The sequence below is a fragment of the Shewanella sp. ECSMB14102 genome, assembly GCF_000813075.1.
In the GTDB taxonomy this organism is placed as follows: domain Bacteria; phylum Pseudomonadota; class Gammaproteobacteria; order Enterobacterales; family Shewanellaceae; genus Shewanella; species Shewanella indica.
In genome coordinates this window covers 25,921-48,738 of the sequence record NZ_JWGX01000018.1, presented here as the reverse complement: position 1 = coordinate 48,738, position 22,818 = coordinate 25,921, and the positions used below count along the sequence as shown (strand labels likewise).

Genomic DNA, 22,818 nt, shown 5'->3' with positions numbered 1-22,818 from the left:
CGTTAAAACCGGCAGAAATGAATGCCACACCTGTGGCACGAACAATATGTTAATGCATTTAAATTCACTTAAAAAGCATTTATTTGCACATATAGCCATTTTAAGCCCTAACCATTCACAAGCAGGATAAGCAATCTCCAAATGCTTTTCCCAAAGACCACTATCGAGTCAATATTCGCAGCCAGGGTTCCAGTTACTGCAAAGAAAGGTATAGCAGGGATCTGTTGAGAATGTATGAACCTGTAGCGACCCGGAACCTGCGCCATAAGGTTTGTTATTATCGATGGGCAGATAGACAGGACCTGCAACTCAACCTGCCCCAAACAAGAAGAATTACAGGTAAGAGATATGGATACGGCGAATATAAAGTACAAAGTCAAACCTCGAGTACCGACGTCCTGCCGGCGGGCTCGTTGCTGGGAAGGAGGGTTTCTGCAAATATCGATGCAACTGCCGCCCCATTCTCAATTTTGAATTCAAACGCGGATCAAAAATCAGCCTGATTGCTGTACCATATAGCCACAGTTGCAGAAGCGATATCGAATAGGGCATCACAGCATCGGCCCGGTCTGATTGACATCGGCGACTGACATCTTTAAAACGTCACCCAACTTGGCGATAGCGCTACGAGACACAGCAAGGACATGGACTGATGGGACAGCTTATAGGAAATTTCTTCTCGGTAGTTTGGCGAGTTCTCGCTGCCGTTTTTGGTCACTGGCAAGCTCCGCCCTGGATGCATTGGTGCATAAAGCATCCCTTTAAAGCCTTGGCAAGCTTACTGCTGCTATCTGTGCTGACTGTGCTTTGCTGGGGCGGCTGGTATTGGTACCAGAATTTACCCAAGCCCTATACCCTGCACTACACGCTCAAGGCGCCGCGGCTGACCGATTACCACCAAGCCAAACCTCAGGTCGCTCCCTTGACCCTGACCTTCAGTGGTTCGGTCGCGCCTTTGGATGTCATAGGCAAACCCGTCTCCAAGGGCGTCAGTCTCAGCCCCCAACTCGCCGGGCAGTGGCGCTGGGCCAGTGACAAGCATCTGCAATTTACTCCGGATAACGACTGGCCGATTGCGGAAAAGTTCGCGGTCAGCCTGGATAAGAAACAGCTGCTGGCAGACCATATCTTACTGGATAAATACCAGAGCGAATTTAGCACAGCCGCCTTCACCGCCACCATCTCTGAGGGGCGTCTGTACCAGGATCCGGCCCAGCCGAGTATTCAAAAGCTGGTCGCCACCCTGGCCTTCAGCCACCCGGTGGATACGGCCTCGGTCAAACCCCAACTGGCGATATTGCTGAGCCCCGGCTTGAGCTACAGCGGCAATGGCGATACCGAAGTCACCTTCGACGACAAGCATCTGTTCGCTTACATACATTCTCCTGCGCTCGCTACGCCACTTGAGCAGAGCACTGTAACCCTGGAAGTCAGCAAAGGGATCCAGGCGGCCAACGGCGGCAACAAGGCAGGCAAGAGCCAATGGCAAGTAGAGGTTCCCGGCCGTTATCAGCTGAGCTTTAAACACCCTCAGGTCAACTTCGCCTACAACGACAAGGATGAACCCGAGCCGGTACTGACAATGGAAAGCTCACGTCCGGTCAACGACGAAGCGCTTCAAGGCAAGGTACATGCCTGGTTGCTGCCGCTGAAAAATCCCAAGGGAAGCCGTCACTGGTATCAGGAAAATGTCACCGAGCAGGTGCTGGCCAAGGCCGACAAACTGACTTTGACCCAGATCCCCGGCGCCGAAGGCCTCAACCAGTTGCACAGCTTCAAGCTGAAAGCTCCGGTCGATCGCTACGTGGCGGTAATGGTGGATAAGGAAGTCGAAGGCCAAGGGGGTTATCTGTCCCGCGATGCCGTGCTGACAGTGCTGCGAATGCCGCAATATCCCAAGGCGCTCAATTTCCTCGGCGAAGGCTCCTTGCTGACTCTGGACGAAGATCAACGCCTCGGCTATCTGGCCCGTGGGGTGCAAAAGGTACAGATTGAGGTCGCCCAGTTGCTGCCTGATCAGCTCAATGCCCTGATAGATCAAAGCTCGGGCAGCTTTGCCGAGCCCTACCTCAACAACACAGATTTCGACCGTTTGGTCACCCGTCAGGTGTTCAAGCAACAGCTTGCCGGGCGCGATCCCAGCAAGACGCTCTACGGCAGCGTCGACCTCAAGCCCTTCTTCAAGGACAAGCGTGGCATCTTTGTGGTCAAGCTGACTCCGGCCGATGAAAGAGACAGCCAAACCTTCGACTATTACCAAACCGAGGCCCACGATCTGCGCTTTGTGGTCGTGACAGATCTGGGGATACTCGCCAAACGCAGCCGTGATGGCAGCCAGGATCTGTTCGTGCAATCCCTCGGCAAGGGGACTCCAGTGGCCGGAGCCCGGGTGGCCGTCATCGGCCGCAACGGTTTGCCGGTAGCCGAGGCTTTGACCGATGAACGCGGTCATGCAAGCTTTGCCAAGCTTGGCGATCTGCGCCGGGAAAAGACCCCGCTCTACTATCGGGTCGAAAAGGATGGCGATCTCTCCTTCCTGCCGCTGGCTGATTGGCGTCGCCAGCTCAATCTGTCCCGTTTCGACACCGGCGGCAGCTATGAGAGCGACGATCCCGGCGCCCTGAGAGCCTACCTCTTCACCGACCGCGGGTTGTATCGCCCCGGTGAAACGGCTCATATCGCCAGTTTGGTGCGGGGGCAGGACTGGAGTACCGCCCTGGGTGGTCTGCCGGTAAAAATGCAGATCACCGACCCCCGCGGTGTAACCGTGCTGGATCGCACCTTCAAACTCGATGGCAGCGGCTTTGACAGCCTGGACTTCAGCGCCGGTGAAACCGCGGTTGCCGGTGACTATCTCGCCACTCTGTCCCTCATCAAAGACAGATACCGCCTCACGCGTCTTGGGGATGTCACCTTCAAGGTGCGCGACTTCGAGCCGGACCGCATCAAGGTGCGAGTCTCTCTGGGCACCGACAAGCAATTTGAAGGCTGGCGCAAGCCGCAGCAACTCAAGGCCGAGGTCTTGGCCGAGCAACTCTTCGGCGGCCCGGCGAGCGATCGCCGAGTCAGCGGCGAGATGGTGCTGTCACCAACCGATATCAGCTTCAAAGCCTGGCCCGGCTATCGTTTTGGGGTATTGGGCAAGCTCAAGGAATCGTTCCGCGAAGACTTGAGCGAAACCACCACAGACGGCGAAGGCAAGGCTAGCCTGGACTTGGCGCTGGACCGCTTTGCCGGCAGCACTTACAAGCTGCACTTGCTGGCGCGGGTATTTGAAGCCGGTTCAGGCCACGGCGTCAGCGCCCAAGACCAGCTACTGGTATCCGATGCCGACTGGTTACTGGGCTACAAGAGCGATGGCGATCTGGACTTCATCAGCAAAGACGGCAAGCGTGTGCTCAACCTGCAAGCCGTTGGCCAGGACCTTCAAGGTGTGGCTACTGAGCTCAAAGTCGAGCGTATCGCCCGGCGCTGGGTGTCTGTGTTGGTGAAACAGAATGACGGCACCTATCGCTATGAATCGCGCCGCAAAGACAAACTGCTGGGCAGCAGCGCCCTGAGTCTGGCCGCAAGCGGTGGCCAATTGGAACTCGACACCAGGGAGCCGGGTGACTACCGCCTGCGACTGCTGGATGAAAACGGCCGCCAGTTGAACCAAATAGATTACAGCGTTGCCGGCAGCGGCAACGCCAGTCGCACGCTGGAGCGCAACGCCGAGCTGGAACTGACGCTAAACAAGGCAGAATATCTGCCGGGTGAAAGCATTCAGGTAGCGATCCAGGCCCCTTACAGCGGCGCCGGACTCATCACCATAGAGAGAGACAAGGTCTACGCCTTCAAATGGTTCAAGGCCGACAGCACCCGTTCGTTGCAAAGCATTACCCTGCCGCAAGGCATTGAGGGCAATGCCTATATCAATGTGCAGTTCCTGCGGGCACCGGACTCGGAAGAAGTCTTTATGAGCCCGCTGTCCTATGCCGTGAAACCCTTTAAGGTGGATCTCGGTGAGCGGCGTCAAGCCATCGCCCTGAGCCTGCCGGAAAAGGTTAAACCCGGGACGCAACTGGATATCAACCTCAAGCTGCCAAGCAAAGCCAGAGTCGTGGTATTCGGGGTTGATGCCGGTATTTTGCAGGTGGCCCGTTATGAAGCGCCGGATCCACTGGCGCACTTCTTCGACAAGAAGGCTCTCAGCGTAGATTCGAGCCAAATTCTCGACCTGCTGCTGCCGGATCTCAAGGTGCTGATGCGCCAGGCTGCCCCCGGAGGTGACGCCGCCGCGCTGCTGGCAGCCAACCTCAACCCCTTCAAGCGCAAGCGCGCCAAGCCTGTGGTCTACTGGTCGGGTATTCGTGAGTTGGCCGCCGGAGAGCAGCGGCTGCAATATACTGTGCCCGACAGCTTCAACGGCAGTATCCGCTTCTTTGCCGTCAGTGCCACCGAAAGCGGCATAGGCACCAGCGAGGCCAGTGTCGCGGTTAAAGCGCCTGTGGTGATGAGCCCCAATGTGCCGGCTTTCCTGGCACCCGGAGACAGCGCCGATGTTACTGTGGGACTCTATAACACAGAAGCCGAGGCGCAAGATGTTACCCTGACCCTCAGCCTGAGCGGCGCCCTTCGCAGCGACCTGCAACCGCAGCAGTTCCATATCGAACCGGGCCGAGAGGCCACGGCGCACTTTGCCGTCAAGGCAGGCGAAAATCTGGGTCAAGGGGAGCTCCACTGGAAGCTGGCCACCAGCGAAGGCGAGCTCAAGATCAGTGAGAGCATCTCGGTGCGGCCGTTAACGCCCCACCGTTTAACCCTGGCCACGGCTGTGCTCGACCGTGCCGAAGCCAAGCTCAAACTTGACCGTCAGCTGTTTACGCCGTTCAGCAAGGTGGAAGCGGCCCTCAGCAACAGCCCGCTGGTTTGGGCTCAGGGGCTGAGCCACTATCTGGACAACTATCCTCACGCCTGTACCGAGCAGTTGGTATCCAAAGCCGTACCGGCGCTGCTGCTGGGCAAGCCCCAGGATAATCTCAATGACTTTAACCAACTCATTGGCCAGTTGCGTAGCCGCCAGAACAGCAGCGGCGGCTTCGGTCTCTGGGCCGCCAACCCGATAGTCGAGCCTATGGTGGCCTTGTATGTGGTAGACATGCTGCTGGACGCCAAGGCCCAGGGTTACCCCGTGCCCCAGGATCTACTGGACAAGGCCAACAGCTATCTGTCGAGCGTGAGCTCCGGCCCCAGCAGCGGCCTGGATGAGCTGCGCGAGCGTGCCTATGGCGCGTATCTGCTGGCCCGCCAGGGCGTGCAGGTGAGCGGCGCTCTGGCCGATATCCGCGAGCGTTTGCAGCGCTACTATCCCAAGGATTGGCAAGCAGACATCGCCAGTGCCTGGCTGGCCGCCAGCTTTACCCTGATGCAGCAGCAACAGTTGGCCGAGCCGCTGTGGCAGGCGCAGAAGTGGCAGCTGCTTGAGGACAAGCCCCAGCGCCTAGGCCTCTACCTGGATCCCATGGTGCACGATGCCCAGCTGCTTACACTCATCGCCCGTCAGGCGCCACAGCGCCTGGATGACCTGCCGGAACAGCTGCTGCCGCGCATGGGCCAGTGGCTCAGCGAGCAGCGTTACAGCTCGCTGTCTGCCGGTACTCTGGTGCGGGCACTGACCGCCCTGGATAACTCCCGCGGCGATCAGGGGCTGGCCATGCAAGCCTTGGTCGATAAGGCCTGGCAGGCACTGAGTCTACCCAAGGCTAAGCTGCCCCTCGGCAGTGAAGAAGTGAAATACCAGAAAACCGGCAGCAACCCTGCCTTCTATCTTCTCAGCCAGCAGGGATTTGACCAAAGCCCGGCCAAGCCTTTCAGCCAGGGGCTGGAGGTGAGCCGCGACTATCTGACCCAGGAGCTGCAACCTCTTGCCAAGGTCAAGGTCGGGGATGAATTCCTGGTCAGGCTGCGGCTGCGCGCCACAGATATGGACCAGTTGCAGCAGGTGGTTCTAATAGATCTGCTGCCCGGCGGCGTGGAGCCGGTTTATCGTGACAAGGATGACAGCTTCGACGGCTGGCAGCCGCCAGTGGGTATGGCTCAGCACAGCGACTGGTCGCCACAGTGGCTCAATGTTCGCGAAGACCGCCTGGTGCTCTACGGTACCGCCTGGCGCGATGCCAAAACCTTTGTCTACAAGGTACGGGCCACCAATGTCGGCCAGTTCCAGGTGCCGCCCGCCTACGCCGAGGGGCTGTATGATCCCCTGGTTCAGGCTCAGGGCCCAAGTGGTGAGTTAGTGATCGAAGCGCCATGAAACGCCGCTATTTGTGCCTGCTGGCCCTGGCAGCCTTGCTGCTGGGACTGAGACTCTGGCCGGCACAACCTTTTTCAAAGCTGGCGCCCAGCTCCCGCATGGTGTTGGCCGCCGATGGCAGCCTGCTGCGGCTGACGCTGGCCAGTGATGGCCAGTATCGGCTCTGGCAACCCCTGGAAGGGGTTTCAGACAACATGGTGCAAGCCATCTTGCTCAAGGAAGACCGCTATTTTTACTTCCACCCCGGCATCAACCCGGCGGCCACCGCCAGGGCGATAGTCGCCACCTATCTTAAGGATGATCGCCAGGGCGCTTCGACCCTGACCATGCAGCTGGCCCGGCGAGTTTACAACATCAACAGCCGCCAGGTTGCCGGGAAATTGCAACAGATGCTGGCGGCGCTCTGGCTGGAGCTGCGTTACTCCAAGCATGATATTCTCGAGGCCTATCTCAATCTGGCGCCCATGGGCGGCAATATTGAAGGTGTCGGCGCTGCCAGCCGCATCTACTTTCATAAAGACGCCGGTGAACTGTCACTCAGTGAAGCCCTCAGCCTGGCGGTCATGCCGCAAAGCCCGGCGCGCCGGGCCCGCTTCGGCGCCGACTTTCAGGATGCCCGCGACCGTCTGGCGTTGCTCTGGCAACAAAGCTATCGCGACGATCCCCGTAACAACGGCCTGTTGACCCTCACCGCCATCGGCCATGACCGCACTGAGCTGCCATTTCTGGCGCCGCACTTCAGCCGCCGCCTGCTGCGGGATAATAGTGACACCCTAATTCACAGCACCCTGGACGTCGGCTTGCAGACCTTGCTGGAACGGCGCCTTGGGTTGTATATCGAAAGCCAGCGCCATCTGGGGGTCAAGAATGCCGCCGCAATCCTGGTGGACAGCCGCGATCAGAGCATCAAGGCCTGGATAGGCTCGGCAGACTTCTTCGATACCGATATCCAAGGCCAGGTGGACGGCGTCACCGCCCGCCGCTCGCCGGGCTCAACCCTGAAGCCATTTCTGTTTGGCCTGGGCATAGATCAGGGGCTCATACACCCGCTGAGCATACTCAAGGATGCGCCCACCGCCTTTGGTAGTTTCCAACCGGAGAACTTTGACCACAGATTTACCGGCCCCATCAGCGCCCACGACGCCCTGGTCAAGAGCCGCAATCTGCCGGCCGTGTGGCTGGCAGGACAAGTAAACCAACCCAATCTCTACGGCTTCCTGCGCCAGGCCGGCATTCTGGGGCTCAGAGGTGAAAGCCATTATGGATTATCCCTGGCGCTGGGGGGCGGCGAGCTGACCATGGCGGAGCTGGCGCGGCTGTACCTGATGCTGGCGAGCCAGGGCCATGACTATCCGCTGCGGGATCAACAAAGCCAGCCCATCAGCCCGCAAGGAAAGAGCTTGCTGAGCCCGGCCGCCGCCTTTATGGTGCGGGACATACTCAAGGACAACCCCCGCGCCGACGGCCTGCCCGGCAGCAACTGGACCGTGGCCTGGAAAACAGGCACCTCCTGGGGGTATCGCGATGCCTGGAGCGCAGGCATCACAGGCCCCTATGTGTTGGTAGTCTGGGTGGGTAACTTCGACGCCACTCCCAACCCGGCCTTTGTCGGCGTCCGTACCGCCGGGCCACTGTTCTTCGCCCTCAGCGATGCCTTGCAGGGCGCGCTGCCGGGCACGGCTGACATGGCCAACACGCCGCCGGATACAGTGAAAAAGGTAGCCTTCTGCGCCGCCTCCGGCGAGCTGCCCAACCCTTGGTGCCCCAAATTGGTCGATGGCTGGTATATCCCGGGAGTTTCCCCCATCAAGGTCTCCAACTTGCATCGCCCCGTGTGGCTGGATAACAAAACCGGCGCCGCCGTCTGCCCACCCTACGACTCGGCAATTCACCACCAGGAGGTGTTTGCCTTCTGGCCGTCAGACTTGGCGGCCCTGTTCGAGCAGGCAGGTTTACCCCGCAGGAGGCCGCCGGAGCTTCCGGCCGCCTGTAGCCAAAGAGTCGCGGTTAGCGACTCGGCCCCGCTTATCCGCTCCCCCTTGAAGGGTGTCACCTACAGCCTGCGCCAAAGCGTGGCCAATGAACACATAGCCCTCAAGGCCGACGCCGCCTCCGACAGCCAAATACTCTACTGGTTTGCCGGTAACAGCCTGCTCGGCCAGAGCCTGCCGGGCCAAACCCTGGAATGGCGCCCACCCAGAGCAGGACGCTTCCAGTTATCGGTCAGCGACGACAAAGGCCGCAGCGCCAGCAGACTACTTCGAGTAGACATGCTGCCTTGAGCCGGGCCGCTATTTAGATCACCTCAGTTTCGGCCTCTTCAGCCCCACAAATGCAGGACGTTCGGATATTGCTGGGGTTGTACAGTAAAGAAATACACTTTATCCCCGTGGGTGCGGGGAACTCCTGCGTATGACACGGTTACAAGCACAGGCAAGCGGTTTATCCCCGTGGGTGCGGGGAACTCTAAAGCGTCCTTAATCAAGGAAGGTGAAGTTTCGGTTTATCCCCGTGGGTGCGGGGAACTCCACTGTCTCAAGCACGGTTTCTATGTCGTGACCGGTTTATCCCCGTGGGTGCGGGGAACTCACAATTTTGCCATGTTTTTCTTCTAGAAAAGCCGGTTTATCCCCGTGGGTGCGGGGAACTCGACGAACACGGTTATAGCAAGGCGCTGAAAAACAGTTTATCCCCGTGGGTGCGGGGAACTCAGGCTCTCGCTTACTGCGAAAATAGCGAGATTCGGTTTATCCCCGTGGGTGCGGGGAACTCATTGAAATCGACAGGTAAATTCTGTGGAGTACCGGTTTATCCCCGTGGGTGCGGGGAACTCCGTGACATTGACGGGAAGCGGCACTATTACGCCGGTTTATCCCCGTGGGTGCGGGGAACTCTATCGTTAAAGTGGGTTCACGTAAGTCTGATACGGTTTATCCCCGTGGGTGCGGGGAACTCATTAGGTGAACTCGTTAAACTCATTCGTACCGCGGTTTATCCCCGTGGGTGCGGGGAACACATAAACTTGATGCCACTTGCCGTATCAATAGTCGGTTTATCCCCGTGGGTGCGGGGAACACGGTTTTGCTAACCCAGCGATTACCATCATAAACGGTTTATCCCCGTGGGTGCGGGGAACACAATATCCTTGCCACCGACACCAAACTGACTTGCGGTTTATCCCCGTGGGTGCGGGGAACACATGACAAGCAGCGAGCACCTCTGATAAACAAGCGGTTTATCCCCGTGGGTGCGGGGAACACGCCGGCGGCACCCATGTGGGTGAGGTGCGAGCCGGTTTATCCCCGTGGGTGCGGGGAACACCTTTATCACTGATTAATCTACTCACGATATAGCGGTTTATCCCCGTGGGTGCGGGGAACACGCGACGGCCAAGCTTGATATTTACGAGGGAGAGCGGTTTATCCCCGTGGGTGCGGGGAACACTCACGCTTTACTGCCGAGAACATATCCTCTGGCGGTTTATCCCCGTGGGTGCGGGGAACACACAGTCCGTGCAAAAAACCAACAGGCTCAATGCGGTTTATCCCCGTGGGTGCGGGGAACTCAATATCAATGGCATTGAAGACGTTATTTTCAACCGGTTTATCCCCGTGGGTGCGGGGAACTCTCTTGGTAAATACTATTGTTTTTTAAGCAATTTTTCACTTAAAAATATTCACCAACTTTTTAGGCTATTATTCCAAGTTGTTAAAGAGCAATATTTTGTTATTTTTCAGTTGGATAAAATGAGACCAGTCGCAGACCATCCAAATCCACCGGCATACGACGATTCTCACCCAAGGTTTGAAATTCAAATCCTGACTCTGTATTGGTGGCCCAGGCCATCACCACATTGCCTTCCTCTGCCAATTCACTGATTTGATACCAGATCATTTCCCTCACCTTGCGGGAGGTGTCACCCACATAAACCCCGGCCCGCACCTCCAGTAACCAGATGGCCAAACGACCACGTAGGCGAGGCGGTACATTTTCGGTCACCACAACCAACAGACTCATAGTTACTGGCTCCTGTGTCCTTGTTCTCCCAGCTGTTTCGGCTCTGGTATAGCAATGGGCTGGGCATCCTTTGGAGTTGGAGGCGGCTCAATTTCACCGGCTGCCAGTACTTCCTCGATGAGTGGGATCAAACGGTTGAGCACCTTATCGTTACGAAAAATTTCCCGGCAGGCGATGCGCACCTGCCGCTCTGGCTCGCGCGGATTTTGCTTGGCAATGGCAAAGGCTTTAGGCACTACGCTGTCAAACTTGATGATATCGGCTATGTCGTAAACAAATGAAAGTGGTTTACCACTGTGAATAAATCCGATTGCCGGTGCATATCCAGCCGCCAAAATCGCGGCCTCGGTAATACCATACAGGCAGGAGGTTGCTGCACTGATACATTGATTGACCTTATCACCGCGGTTCCAGTCTTTAGGATCATAACGGCGGCCGTGCCAAGGTACACCATACTGTTGCGCCAGCATTTTATAGGTAGCCTTTACCCGCCCTCCCTCAATACCGCGCAACTGTTCCACTGAGCGGCGGCTGGGTGCCGGTTCACCAAAACGCAGTTCAAACATCTTGCGTACCACTTTTAAACGTAACTCTTCATCCAGGGCCAATTTGGCCTGATAAAGCAGCTTATCGGAACGCGCTCCTCCGGGTTGGCCACTGGCGTATAGCCTGACACCGGCTTCGCCCACCCACACCAACAGAGTGCCTACCGCAGCAGCAAGCTTAGCGGCCGCATGAGAAACGCGGGTGCCCGGCTCCAGCATGATGCAAGCCACTGAACCCACTGGGATATGGGTACGAATGCCGTTTTTATCCACCAGCACAAAAGCACCATCAATTACATCAATCTGCCCATATTGCAAAAAGATCATCGAGACTCTGTCTTTCATGGGGATGGGCTGCAGTGGAATAAACGGCATAACGTCTCCTTGTTATGAGTTATGAGATAACAGGTTTAATTAACATAAGCCCACATCCAAAGCCCTTTGCGGGGCCTATGCCTTGCGCCAGCAATTGCAAGAATTGTTGTGGCTCGTGCACGATTAACTCGCCTTGCAGATCAACACTGCGAAATTGCGCTTGCTTACCTTTTTCCGGAATAGGATGCGCCTGATAGGCTTGCCATTGAAACTGGCTAGCTTCAACCAGCTCATCGCTTTGTTCATCTTCCACCGGGTAGGACACCAGCGACATAATGCCTTGGCGGGACGGATTACCCGTAAGCCAATGCTGCAGACGGACTGAGACAGCCTCTTGCAGCGCCAGCGTCAGCAACGATTCGCAGGCAAAACCTCTCACTGCGGCAAAGTAACGAGTTTGGCTCAAGTAACTCAAGAGCCAATCATTTAACTGTGGTCGTATGACTGTTTGTTTTAGCTGTTGCAACAACGCCCCTTTACTCGCCGCGGGTGTTAAGCCCAGTTCCTTGGCGATACGCTGATAAAAAGCAATTTGCTCATCCATCACCAAGTCGTGCCGTTTGCCTTTTTTGGTCACCACGGGATTGGCCCGCAGCCGAAAAGCCAAGCGCGTGCCCGCTACCAAAGCAGGTGCAAAGGGTTTGCTCACCACTGAAAAGAGTGGTGAGTCCAGTTTAGGTTGGGTTTGCGACAGGATAAAAAACAGCGGCCCATCTTCCAACGCCATATCTGGGCTATTTTGCTGCTTGGCGAGTTCCGTCCGATACAGAAAATCCCGTTGGGATTGCTCAAAGAGATCCCAAAGCAACTGGTGATAACCATAGCTGTTGCCAGCCAACACCTTCACCAACTGCGAACCGCGTAAAATGTCCGGACGGAAAGTCACTTTAGATAAGAACATCAGCTCTCCTCCGATAGATGTAGGTGATACACGCAGCGCGGTTCAAACTGCCAGCGCTGACGGCAGCGCAACTGATCGTGCAATACCAATTGCATCACTTGAGACTCCCAGTCGCCCTCGGCGGCATAGTCCTGCAGCTTACCTTCCCAAAAGTAATCTTTAGCATGAGTGTCACGAGGCAAATTCAATGCAACCAGAGGCTGATACTGACGAAATGCGTCGGCAAAACCCTTTGCTTGAATGAGCTGAGGCTCCATAGGCGCCGCAAGCACACAGGCTTTACGCCCAAGGTAAGGCACAAATACCGGCCGAGTAATGGCATCCATCAGTTGTTGCAGGCTATAGGGTGCATTGTCATTAGCTTTGAGTGCCACTAACGCACAGGCATCGGTACGGTATTCTCTTGTTGAAAGCACTGTGCCCAGCCTGTCTCTCCCCAAGATTAACTCGTCGCGGCGGGTTCGATATTGAAACTTCCCCACCTTATCCGGCGCCTGCACTGTATGATAATCCCGCAACAGCTGACCAGCCTGCACCTCTGTCGCCAGTTGGTAACCACGATTCAGGGCTAAGTGTTGCGCTTCCTGATCCCGCTTGAGCCCCAATGTTGCAGCCACCAACCCCATCACTGCCGCCTTGGTTGGGCCATAGTGGCTGTGACGGGATTCGCCGATGGCAATATCCCCCCAACTGGCCATTGGCCCATAGAGGCGCATGACTAAATATTCCATGCCGCCTCCGTTACTTATCTGCCCCGGCAACAAATGCGAGCAACTCGGCGAATGTGCCCTGTTCGTCATTCACATTCAGCTCGTAGCGCTTGGCGGCACAGGCTCCATAGGCTTTGTCAAACAGTTGATATTGGGCTTTAATGCGTGAAGTGGCCTCTTCGAGATAGTCAGCATCTTTCCACCCCCTTATATCTATGGGCTTAAGAAAGGCACTGGCTAAAGATCTCGGCTGCTGCTCACCGATTTCAGTTAACACATAGCTGGCATAGCTCTGCTGGGCAAAGCTGTTTTGTTTACCGGAAGGAGCCACTTTTACGGCAGCTTCTATCAATGCTGCCACAGCCTTATCAGCAAGCGCAGCATCACCGCCAAGGTTGTCGGCCAGCTGTTCACGATTAATGCAGATATAGCTGTAAAACAATCCAGCAGCAAAACCGGTTTCACCTATATGGGATGACCCCGAATCTTCGCGGCCATCGTTGAGGTCGTCCACCGCGGTGAAGTAATCATCTTCAATCACCACAGGGTGAACGCTTAAGGCATGGGCCACCTGACAAGCGGCTTCAATATTAAACTCGGGTTTAGACGCCAACATGCGGCCAAACATAGCGATATCCACGGCGCTGGTATTATGACGCAGCAATGCCAGTTCTTCCTTGAGCGGTGCACGTTGTTCGGCAATCAAAGTTTCCACTAAAGCATCTATCGCTGCCAATTCGTCACCGCTGACGTGCACCAGCTGTTCAATTTCGAGTTCTATCAATGGCTTGTCTTTATTGGCCTTTTTCAATTTGCCAAACACTTCGGCAATGGCGCAGCTCCATTCGATAGCACTTTTTTCTTTCACGCCAGCAGCCAGCAACTTATCAAAAACCTTGGCGCCCAGCATTTTGGTGCGAACCCCAAGATGCCCCGCCAGGGCACTCTGGAATAACTCTGAAGTGCGCCAGTGGCGCTTCAAACTCTGGGACGACACTCGTAAACGCTCGACCCCACCCATTTTGGCGGTCTTGGGTCTGCCTTGGTCATCACGATTTAAGTTAGCGGGTGGATAGCTGGTCAACATGTGTACCTGAATAAAACGACTCATCATTTTTTCCTTAAAATTCACCATAAAATTGAAGGTTAAGCGGCGTAATAATCCCGCGCCCATTTAACGGCCAGACGATTAACCGGGTTAAGTTCAGGCCCCTGATAAAACTCCCGATACCACTGCAAAATATCCGCTGTCAGCGACAATAAATTCACCTTGCCATCGAGCAGACGAACAGCGCGCAGCAAGCGCCGATAAAACTCCTCGGTAGTACGGCTTTTCAGCAACTGTTTGAAGCGCATTTCACTCATAAGCGGGCGTTCTTCGTGGCCTTTCAGTTGGCTGGCAAAACTGCGGCCAAGGTCATCTGTTTTAACCCAGGGCAGAATGGCAGCAACCAGAGCACTCGCCATCAGCTGTTGCTCAGTGCGCCAGGAGGCCGGCACCCATTGCAAAAAGTGGGCGAAAGCCTCTGTCATCAGCACTTCTTCCGGTTTATCGACTCGGCGCAATTGCGCCCGCATGCCACGTTGTTCATCGAGAGAGGTATGCCAGCGCCTAAGCGCCGTGCCATCCGCTCCTTGTAACCCATGTTCCTGCAACCCATAGTTTTCGCTCATCAGACGGCCTCCTTGGTTGTGGATTTGCTCGGTTTAATGACTTTAATTTGCTTATTGGTATTAAAACTTTTAAAGAGGGATGCCCTCGCCTGCATAACCCGTTTCAGGTCGAGATCTTCCGGGGTGGCATTTAAGGTAAATTGCTCAAACACCCTTGCCAGCGTGCGCTGCAGCTGTTGATGCCAGACATGAAAAATCTCGGAGCGTTGAAAACTTTGCCCCTGAACCGCAACGAGGCAATCATTCAACAAGTTGTAAAAGTGAGCGGATGTGCTGTGATAAAACTCGGCATCGATAAAGCTAATGTCACCGGATACATCCTGGGGACGCCGATACCAGGCTTGCTTAACATGATGACGTAACAGCTTGGCAGATTCGCGGGCAGCATTGACCAGGTATTGCACCAACTCCTGCACCTGAGTGGTGTGCTCGCTCGCCAACTGCAATACCGGCATCGTCTGTTCGTACCAACAGCGGGCTTTCATGTTGTCCATATCATAGCCAAAGCACCACAGCTGCAGTTGCTGCTTGCTACTCAGGGCATAGGTTTTGTGTTCATAGAAGTCCTGCACCACTTTGGCTGCCTGGTCGCCGTTGTCGCTGTCGGCCAGCGTCAGCCCCAGCCAGTGGCGATAACCCAGGCCCCCTTTTTGCCCCTTTAATGACAAGGGGATTTTTTCCTTCTTGGGGTCGACTCGATAGGGCGTCAATGGATGCATCCAAGCCCCATCATAGTTCACCCCATAGTTACGGGTGATAAACTGAGTGACACCAATCTGGCTATTCTGGCCACAAAGATCGCACTGGCAGGCCATCTCGGTTGATCGCAGGCGAATACGACGCGGCATGCCCCAATACATTTGCAAGGCGTGTACGTCCTGCGGAAAAGTCGCCGTGCCGCCCTTGTCCGAAAGCCGGGTTGGCCCCAACCAAGGGAAAATATCGGCGGATAACGGCTCAAGCGGCGGCTTAAACCCGGTTGAAGTATCCAGCACATTCAACCATAGCTTTTGCCACAGACTCGATGGCCCAACCGGACGCAGCAGCGTGGTCAATGGCCCGCCGCCCCGCAACCCAACCCTATGGCCAACCCCGCCGGAAGGGGCATTGGTTTGCAGGGTAAACAATGCCTGGGCCGCACAGGCAGGACAAAGCTGCTTGATTAGGCCGCCTTTAACAAAGAAGTCGAGATTGTCTTTAATGGTTTTACCGCCCGGAGCCTCGATTAACAGCCCGGCAATCTCCTTCGCTTCGCCTTCTGCCAGACCCAAGTCCTGCAAGAAGGCCGCTTGAGCGGTTTCACTGAAAAGCTCAAACGCCGGCGCCAGCTGACTAAAACGAGCCTTTAACTGCTCAGCATCCGGCGCACCTTCGTACCTATCACTCCAGTCTTCCGCATCTTGCGGGGCCACCACTGTCTGCAGCAAGCCAATCAAGAATTGATAGAGTGCGCCTTGGAAATCTGGCCGCACTGCGGCGAGTTCCACCACGGGATTGTCCGTTTCGGCTAGCTGCCAAGGTGCTATTTGGCAGGTTGAGCCATCGGCCCGAATCGCCGGGATCCAGGCGTCATTGATTAGATTCATATAGCTTCTCCTTTTTGCCCCACCCAGCCCAGCTTGGCGGAATAAAATGTTTGCCACTGCTGAGCCAGCGGGAACAACTGATGCCACTTCAAGGCAGGGGTTGCGGCCTGCAGGGCTTGCAGTTGCGCCTTAATATCGGCCGAGAGGGCCGCATCGGCTTCGACCCATTGCTTTTCTCTCAGGGTTAATTGACTAAGATCCCAAGCAAATTCATGCTCTTGAGCATACGGTTGCCATTGGCCCTGTTCATCTTTGCCCACTAATACCACTGATAGGGTCTTATCGCTGAGGCGGGTGGGCACATTGAGCTCTTCCCCCCAACCTGTCTCGTTACTCGACTGACTGTACCCTTGCTCTATGTTCAACAAGTTGGCATTGGCAATGCTGATGGCAGCCTTATGCTCCCCCAAGGCTTGATAACTACTGTCGAGTAAGGCTTCTGGAGCATCGAGAGGGGTATCCATGTCATAGGCGGTCTCAATCAAGTCACGGGCATCTTCAGGCATGCGATAAGCCGGTTTGCCAAACAGCAAATAAGCAGAACGCCACAACAAAGCCAAATCTTGGTATACGGCGCGACTGCCGCTGCGCTTGGGCAGCCAATCCGCTTCGGCATCCAGAGTCGGTTCCGGGCTGACCACGTAGAGGCAAGGTGTACCACGCCGATCAGCAGAGGCATCTGTAATGGGGTCGCCATTGGCAAGGCGACGATGCCGATGTAAGCGCCCGGCTCGCTGCAGCATTAAATCGATTGGAGCCAGGTCGGATATCATCAGATCAAAATCCAGATCCAGGCTCTGCTCAACCACCTGAGTGGCGATTAGCACTCGTCCGGCACGAGTCGCCGCATTGCTTTCCTTGCCAAAGGCGGCGAGTACTTGCTGTTCAATCCTTTGCCTGTCCACCATGGCAAAGCGACTATGAAATAGAGTCAGCCGTTCCGCGTCAAAGCCGCAGTTGTGCAACATTTCATAGGCCGCGCGGGCTTCATCTACGGTATTACGCACCCAGCAGACACACTCTTGCCTGGCACAACTTTGTTTTATCAGTGTCAATGCCTGCTGATCATCTGCCAACCTGGAGACATTCACGGTGCGGCACACTTGGGCACGAGTAGCCAAGGGGTATTCATGGCAGGAAACGGCTGGAAACTGGGTCGCAAGAGGATAGTCACTGCACGTTAACTCCAGAGACGGTTGCGCCAAACCTTCGGCATAAGCCTTGAGCAAGGTGGTTTTCATCGCCTGGGGCAAGGTTGCCGATAACAAGATTGCGCTGCCCCCCTGGCTGGCATGCAGTTTTAGGAGTCTTGCCAGCAAGGTTTGCATATAGGCATCGTAAGCATGGACTTCATCCACCAACAACACCTTGCCGGACAGCCCCAGTAAACGCAGTGATTGATGACGGGCGGGTAAGACACTCATCAATGCTTGGTCCAGCGTGCCCACCCCAACATTGGCCAACAAGGCCTTCTTGCGGCTATCGGCCAACCACTGGTTGCAATAGGCCGATGCCGAGAGTTCCTGATTTTGATAACTGAGATCCTTGGGCTGTTCCGGTAACATAACCGATTGACGAAACAGGCTCGATAGGTGACGGGCCCCATGGGACAGCACCAGCGAAGGGCGACTATCGGGATTAAACAATGCCTGATAACAAGCCGCCAACCTTTGATACATGGCATTGGCTGTCGCCATAGTCGGTAAACCAACATACAAGCCAGATGCCAAACCTTGGGTCAACATTCTGTGTACCAAGGTGAGCGCAGCTTCTGTCTTACCGGCACCGGTGACATCTTCCAGGATGAACAGCTGCGGGGAATCACTGAGCGCTTGGTCGACAGCATATTGCTGCAAGGGAGTCGGGGTTTGAATAAAGGGGAACAGTTGCTGAATCGAATTGAATGGATTGGCAGCCAGGGGCGCTAACTGCGCCTGCGCTATTGCTTCGGCAGCCTGTTTTTGAGCCTGTTGGTAATAGTCACTCAGGGAGATAACACGACTTTGATAAGGAAAGAAATGCTGATTTGAACCCTGCCAGTCTGCCAAAACGGCCAGTCCCGCCAACTGCCAGGAACACTGCTGCAACTGAGCGCGCAATTCCTTATCAAACAGCAGCCCGACCTCGTCCTGAGTAAGCCAAAAGGCCAGCATCTCTTTTACAAAACTAACGGCGGCGGCAATATCACTTGTGCAAAAAAACTGCGGCAGTGATTTAGGCCGCGCTTTCGGTGGCTGTCCATGGTGACCCATCACTATCTGCAACCAACAGCTGAATGTAGTACTAATAGCTACTTTTCGCGCCGGGAGTTCGGCTTGATTGGCAAATGCCTCAATAACATCATCAGCCCCCTTGACCAACCAAAAGCCCAAGGAATCATGCCGCTCTGTATACTGATAATCGAATAGCGACTCGGTTAACTGTTCAGACAGATGGGGAACCAGGTTTTGAAAAGCCCGGGCGAATTTACCGAGATCATGAATACTAAGTAAAAAAGCAAACAAGCGTTGTAACTGTTGCTGAGATATTTGCAACTGCTTTGCGAGGCGTTTGCCAAAGTCATATTTTTCAGACATCAGGCACCAACCACAAGCGGCTACATCCAAGGCGTGATAAGCCAACAAATGGTACTCATCTCCGGAGCGATCGACACCTTTTTGTGCCTTGCCCCAATAACGGTAATAGTATTCTGTCATGCCATTCGTGTCCGTTCCCTACTCTTGGGCTTAGCTTTGACCAAACCCAACACACTGACAATCCTGTAAATTCTTACAGGTTAACTGAGTTTACCTTGGCTCAAACCATGCCGGTCCTAGCTATTAAATAACCACTGCTTGATGTCATTTCGGTTTACCAGCACCAACTGCTGAGCCTCTGGAGTGCCATCCAGATACTTGGTATTGACCTGCATTTCCCTGAGCAGGTAATCCACCAAGGCTGCCCGGCACTGAATAATGAGTTGTCCCCCTTCCATCTGATAATCTTTGGCCAGCACCTGTTGTTGCTGGGCTGTCAGGCGGGGATCCGGAGCCAGAATTACCGCCAGCATGGTCTGCCAGGCCGAGTCATCTTTTACAGTTTGATGGGCGATGCCCTCCACCGCAGGAATTCCCCGAAAACGGCTCAGAACAAGATCGCGAAAAGCCGCTGACTTTTCGCAGTAGCCCCGAACATGGTAGCGGCTGCCGGCCTTGACTAAGGTATGAGGGGTAAAAATTCGGCTTTCATCTTCGGGATTGGACAGAGAGACATATTCCACCTCAAGCCTGAGGTTTTGCTCGATGGCATTAATCAAACCGGCGAGAACATGGCGGCAAGTGTTGCGCTCCGGCAATGCCATTCGGGTGGCACAGGAGCCATTCAAGGGGCGGGGCTGAGCAAAGTAACCTGTCTCGTACCAGAGAAAAAAATCATCCAGGGAAGCAGATGAGTAGCTAAGACTAGCGTGCTCCGCAAACCCGAAGCAGGCCTTATCAAGCTTTATCAGGGCGCCGGGGTGCAATTCCCGGTATTTGGCCAAATCTTTGTGGGCTTGCTGACGGGTAATGGCAAATTGGTGTTCGATATCTTTATTGCGGACTCTCCCTTTCCAAAAGGCCAACATCTCGAGAAAAGCAAATCGCTCTATCGGCAACTTACAATTGCTCACCTTCCCCTCCATGGACATTTAGCTGTCGTCACCAGAACATAAATTCAGTCTGCCATAGCCCCATGTCAACGAGTAGGTCTGATGGCGAAATATTCGACACAGCTCATACAATATATAATTCGGTAAAAATCACTCTGATAAATGCCCTCAACATATTGTTTAGTAAAAGAAGACGGCCGAATGGCCGTCTTGTTAGATACCTCGGCTCTTGGGTATTAAACCTCTGCCGGCTCCAGCATAAAGACCTTCTTCTGCTGTCCCAAAAGTTGTTGCAGCAGTTGATTGGTCTGCTCCAGCGTCAGCTTATTCAGCGTGTTATCCGTCTCAGCCAGCTCCTGAAGTCGCCCTTCATCGGCCATGGTCTGTGCCAGAGCAGCGCTCCAAAAGGCGGCGCTTTGGCGCTGTTGACGCTGCAACACGGCCAGGGTTTGCCTGGCCTGTTTGAACTCGGCCACACTCATGCCTTCGCGCACCAGATGCTGCACTACAGCATCGGCGTCTGCGGCCAGCGCCTCGGCCCGCTCAGGCGCCGCGGTGAAGTTGAGCCGTCCCAGATAATAAGCTGCCGGGTCACGCGCCAACAGCTGCGACATCTGGATCACATAGACACCGGAAGCCTCGGTGCGCAGTTTCTGCCGCAGCCTTTGGTTCAGCACCTGCTCTATCAGTTGCATCGCCATGCTATTTGCCGCACTCCACTTCGCATCCTGGCTGTATTGGATCTGCACCATGGTTTTCGGGCTACTGCTCCAGGGATAATGGCGCTCCATGGACTCGGCCCTGGGGCGAATATTGCGGTCAGTCCAGCTCTGCACCGTTTTGCCATCCTGTTTGGCAAGATGACCGAGCCAGAGGTTGGCCTGCTTGCCCAATTGCTTGAGCGGCAGATTGCCGCTGATGCTCAGCACCATGACGCCCGGGTCACCCAGCAGTTGCCTATCTAATTGCTCAAGCCTTGCCAGCTCGGATGCAGGGTCATTGCCCTGCATCAAGAGCAGCTCTCCGTTCTCAAAGGCGGCTTGTGTGATGGCATCCATAAAGCGCCGCTCGGCGGGCACATGATTCCGCTGTTGCTGAATAGCCTGAAGCTGCCTGCTCAAAGCCTCCTGGCAATACTTGGGCTGAGTCAAACGCAGGGCAAATAATTTGAGCAGCGGCGCCAGGGTATCGGCGGATGCCTGACCACGCAGGCCATGATGCAGCAGCTCGGCATAGGGGGTGATACTGATGCCGTATTGCTTCTGCAAGGCCAGCAGATCCCGGCCCGAATACTCGCCGATACCGCAGGAGGATGGCAGGTAAAGCGCTTGGCTGACATAGCCCTTGGTGTTGTGGTTTTCCAGAGAACGGCCACCGGGAAGGCGCAGATCCAGCTGAATATTATCGGTCAGCATAGGATCGCTGTGCAGCAGCAAGGTCAGGCCATTGGCCAGTTGCCAGCGCTCGCTGCGCACCTTGGGCAAGGCGCCAAGCGCCGGCAGTGATACTCTATCCACGACCTTGTTCAACGCAGGCGGCGTTAAGTCCAGTGTCAGTTGCCTAGGTTTGAGCGCAAAGGCGCCTGGCGTGCTCGTCAGCCCCTGTTGCCAGGCGGTCAGTAGGCTATTTTTATTGAGCTTTTCGGCGTCTGTGTCCGGCCCTATGAGAGCAATTTTGACTTCGGCCTGTTGCAGCAAAGACTGTACCGCCGCCTGCAGATGCTCGGGCGTAACCTCTGTGAGGAAGGTCTGGGTCATCTGCCACTCTTGCTGCTTGTTCAGCATAGGCATTTGAAAGCTGACGGCATTAGTCAGTTGCTCGAGCAGATAACCGCTGTCATAGCGCGACTCGCTCAGCGCCTGCTGTTGCAAGCGCGCCAACAAGGGCGCCTTAACGGCATCCAGCTCAGCTTGGCTCACCCCCTGGCTCGCCAAACGTTTAAGCTCGGTGGCAAAGCGCTGCAACGCGGTGCCATAGTCGGCATCGAGCGGGTGCAGAATCGCCAGATGCTGAATTCGCGAGGGCGACAGTACCGCGCTCTGATCGCCGAGCTGCGCCTTGGCAAACAGCTGTTCATCCACCATCAGGCCGAGACGACGATTCAGTACCGCCAGCCAGAGCCTATCGAGCAGATCCCGCCATTGGCCGTTGACGCTATTGAGCGGCGCGGGCAGGGGCTGTTGCAGCATGAGTTGGATGAAACGCTGCGATTGCTCGGGATCCAACACAGTTTGCAGTTGCACCTCGGCAGCAGAGGAATCGAAACGGCCCCAGTCGGCGGCGACTTTACTGTCGCCCTTCGCCATAGGCCCGAAGAAATGCTTAATATGCTGCTGAGCCTCTTCGACATCGAATTCACCGGCCATCATCAGCACCATATTTTGCGGCTGATACCAGTCCTGATAATACTGCTTGGCCAGGGTCACAGGCGCAGTGCGGATCACCTCGGGTAGACCTATAGGATTACGCTCGGCCAGTTCACTGCCTTGATAACGCAGTTGCTCCAGGGCGCTATTGATCCTCTGCCCTAGCCCCTGACGCAGACGCCACTCTTCGATGATTACTTCCCGCTCGCGCTCAAACGCCTGGGGATCGAACGTCAACTTATGGCCCCATTGGGATAAGATTTTCAATCCCAACACCACTTGCTGCTCATCGGCGGCGGGTAAAGACAACTTATAGACGGTGGAAGCAAAGCTGGTGACCGCATTGACATGGCTGCCAAGGCTGATCCCCTGCTGCTCCAGCTGTTTAAAGCTTTGCTGATCTGCAAACGCCTCTGTGCCCTTGAACGCCATGTGTTCAACGAAATGGGCCAAGCCCTGCTGGGCGTCGGTTTCCTGCAGCGAGCCGGCCTTGACCAGCAGCCTGAGTTCCACATTTTGCCGCGGATCTTTCCTGGGCAGCAGCATCACCTGCAAACCGTTTTCCAAGGTATAAGTTTGCAGATCCGGCCTCAGTGGCAAGCTGCCCTCGGCGAGTGGTTGCAGTGACGTCGACTGTTGTTGTGACTGTGGTTTCGGCTCAGTAGTGCTTTGGCAAGCCAGCAGCAAACCGGCCAGCAAACATACTATCAAGGGTTTCATT

The 22,818-nt window shown here is 55.4% G+C and carries 12 protein-coding genes and 1 CRISPR repeat array; of the genes, 2 read left to right on the top strand and 10 right to left on the bottom strand.

Annotated features, from left to right (window positions below; all coding sequences use genetic code 11):
* Positions 1-652: 652 nt before the first annotated feature.
* Entirely contained in the window at positions 653-6,295 is a 5,643-nt protein-coding gene (locus tag RC73_RS07425) for an MG2 domain-containing protein (RefSeq protein ID WP_052248052.1), read from the top strand.
* On the top strand, positions 6,292-8,577 hold the full coding sequence (gene pbpC, locus RC73_RS07420) for a penicillin-binding protein 1C (protein WP_039034048.1): 2,286 nt from the start codon (positions 6,292-6,294) through the stop codon (positions 8,575-8,577). Before RC73_RS07425 ends, pbpC begins: the two co-directional genes overlap by 4 nt.
* Before the next feature lie 95 nt (positions 8,578-8,672).
* Positions 8,673-9,923: a CRISPR direct-repeat array (repeat unit 29 nt; unit sequence CGGTTTATCCCCGTGGGTGCGGGGAACTC).
* A 98-nt stretch (positions 9,924-10,021) separates the two neighbouring features.
* Here the strand turns inward: pbpC and cas2e are convergent.
* From cas2e to RC73_RS07370, 10 genes are all read right to left on the bottom strand, one after another.
* Positions 10,022-10,312, bottom strand: a complete 291-nt coding sequence (gene cas2e, locus RC73_RS07415; protein WP_039034047.1) for a type I-E CRISPR-associated endoribonuclease Cas2e — start codon at positions 10,310-10,312, stop codon at positions 10,022-10,024.
* Positions 10,313-10,314: 2 nt separating this feature from the next.
* On the bottom strand, positions 10,315-11,232 hold the full coding sequence (gene cas1e / locus RC73_RS07410; protein ID WP_039034046.1) for a type I-E CRISPR-associated endonuclease Cas1e: 918 nt from the start codon (positions 11,230-11,232) through the stop codon (positions 10,315-10,317).
* Between the two features lie 19 nt (positions 11,233-11,251).
* Complete coding sequence (gene cas6e, locus RC73_RS07405) at positions 11,252-12,133, bottom strand: type I-E CRISPR-associated protein Cas6/Cse3/CasE (protein WP_039034045.1); 882 nt, start codon at positions 12,131-12,133, stop codon at positions 11,252-11,254.
* The gene (gene cas5e, locus RC73_RS07400) at positions 12,133-12,864 is read right to left on the bottom strand and encodes a type I-E CRISPR-associated protein Cas5/CasD (protein WP_039034044.1); all 732 of its coding nucleotides are present in this window, start codon (positions 12,862-12,864) and stop codon (positions 12,133-12,135) included. The genes cas6e and cas5e overlap by 1 nt, the downstream gene beginning before the upstream one ends.
* A gap of 10 nt (positions 12,865-12,874) precedes the next feature.
* Positions 12,875-13,957: a type I-E CRISPR-associated protein Cas7/Cse4/CasC gene (gene cas7e / locus RC73_RS07395; protein WP_235369976.1), complete on the bottom strand. Its 1,083-nt coding sequence runs from the start codon at positions 13,955-13,957 to the stop codon at positions 12,875-12,877.
* Between the two features lie 32 nt (positions 13,958-13,989).
* Positions 13,990-14,517 carry a type I-E CRISPR-associated protein Cse2/CasB gene (gene casB, locus RC73_RS07390; protein ID WP_039034042.1) on the bottom strand — a complete coding sequence of 176 codons (528 nt, stop codon included), beginning with the start codon at positions 14,515-14,517 and terminating at the stop codon, positions 13,990-13,992.
* A complete protein-coding gene (casA, locus tag RC73_RS07385) occupies positions 14,517-16,103 on the bottom strand; it encodes a type I-E CRISPR-associated protein Cse1/CasA (protein WP_039034041.1) in 1,587 nt (528 codons plus the stop codon). Before casA ends, casB begins: the two co-directional genes overlap by 1 nt.
* Positions 16,100-18,799, bottom strand: coding sequence for a CRISPR-associated helicase/endonuclease Cas3 (locus tag RC73_RS07380; protein WP_039034040.1), 2,700 nt, complete (start codon positions 18,797-18,799; stop codon positions 16,100-16,102). The genes casA and RC73_RS07380 overlap by 4 nt, the downstream gene beginning before the upstream one ends.
* Positions 18,800-18,915: 116 nt before the next feature.
* Positions 18,916-19,752: a WYL domain-containing protein gene (locus RC73_RS07375; protein WP_200887988.1), complete on the bottom strand. Its 837-nt coding sequence runs from the start codon at positions 19,750-19,752 to the stop codon at positions 18,916-18,918.
* A 215-nt stretch (positions 19,753-19,967) separates the two neighbouring features.
* Positions 19,968-22,817 (bottom strand): M16 family metallopeptidase, encoded by a 2,850-nt coding sequence (locus RC73_RS07370; RefSeq protein ID WP_052248051.1) that lies wholly within the window; start codon positions 22,815-22,817, stop codon positions 19,968-19,970.
* Between the last annotated feature and the right edge of the window lies 1 nt (position 22,818).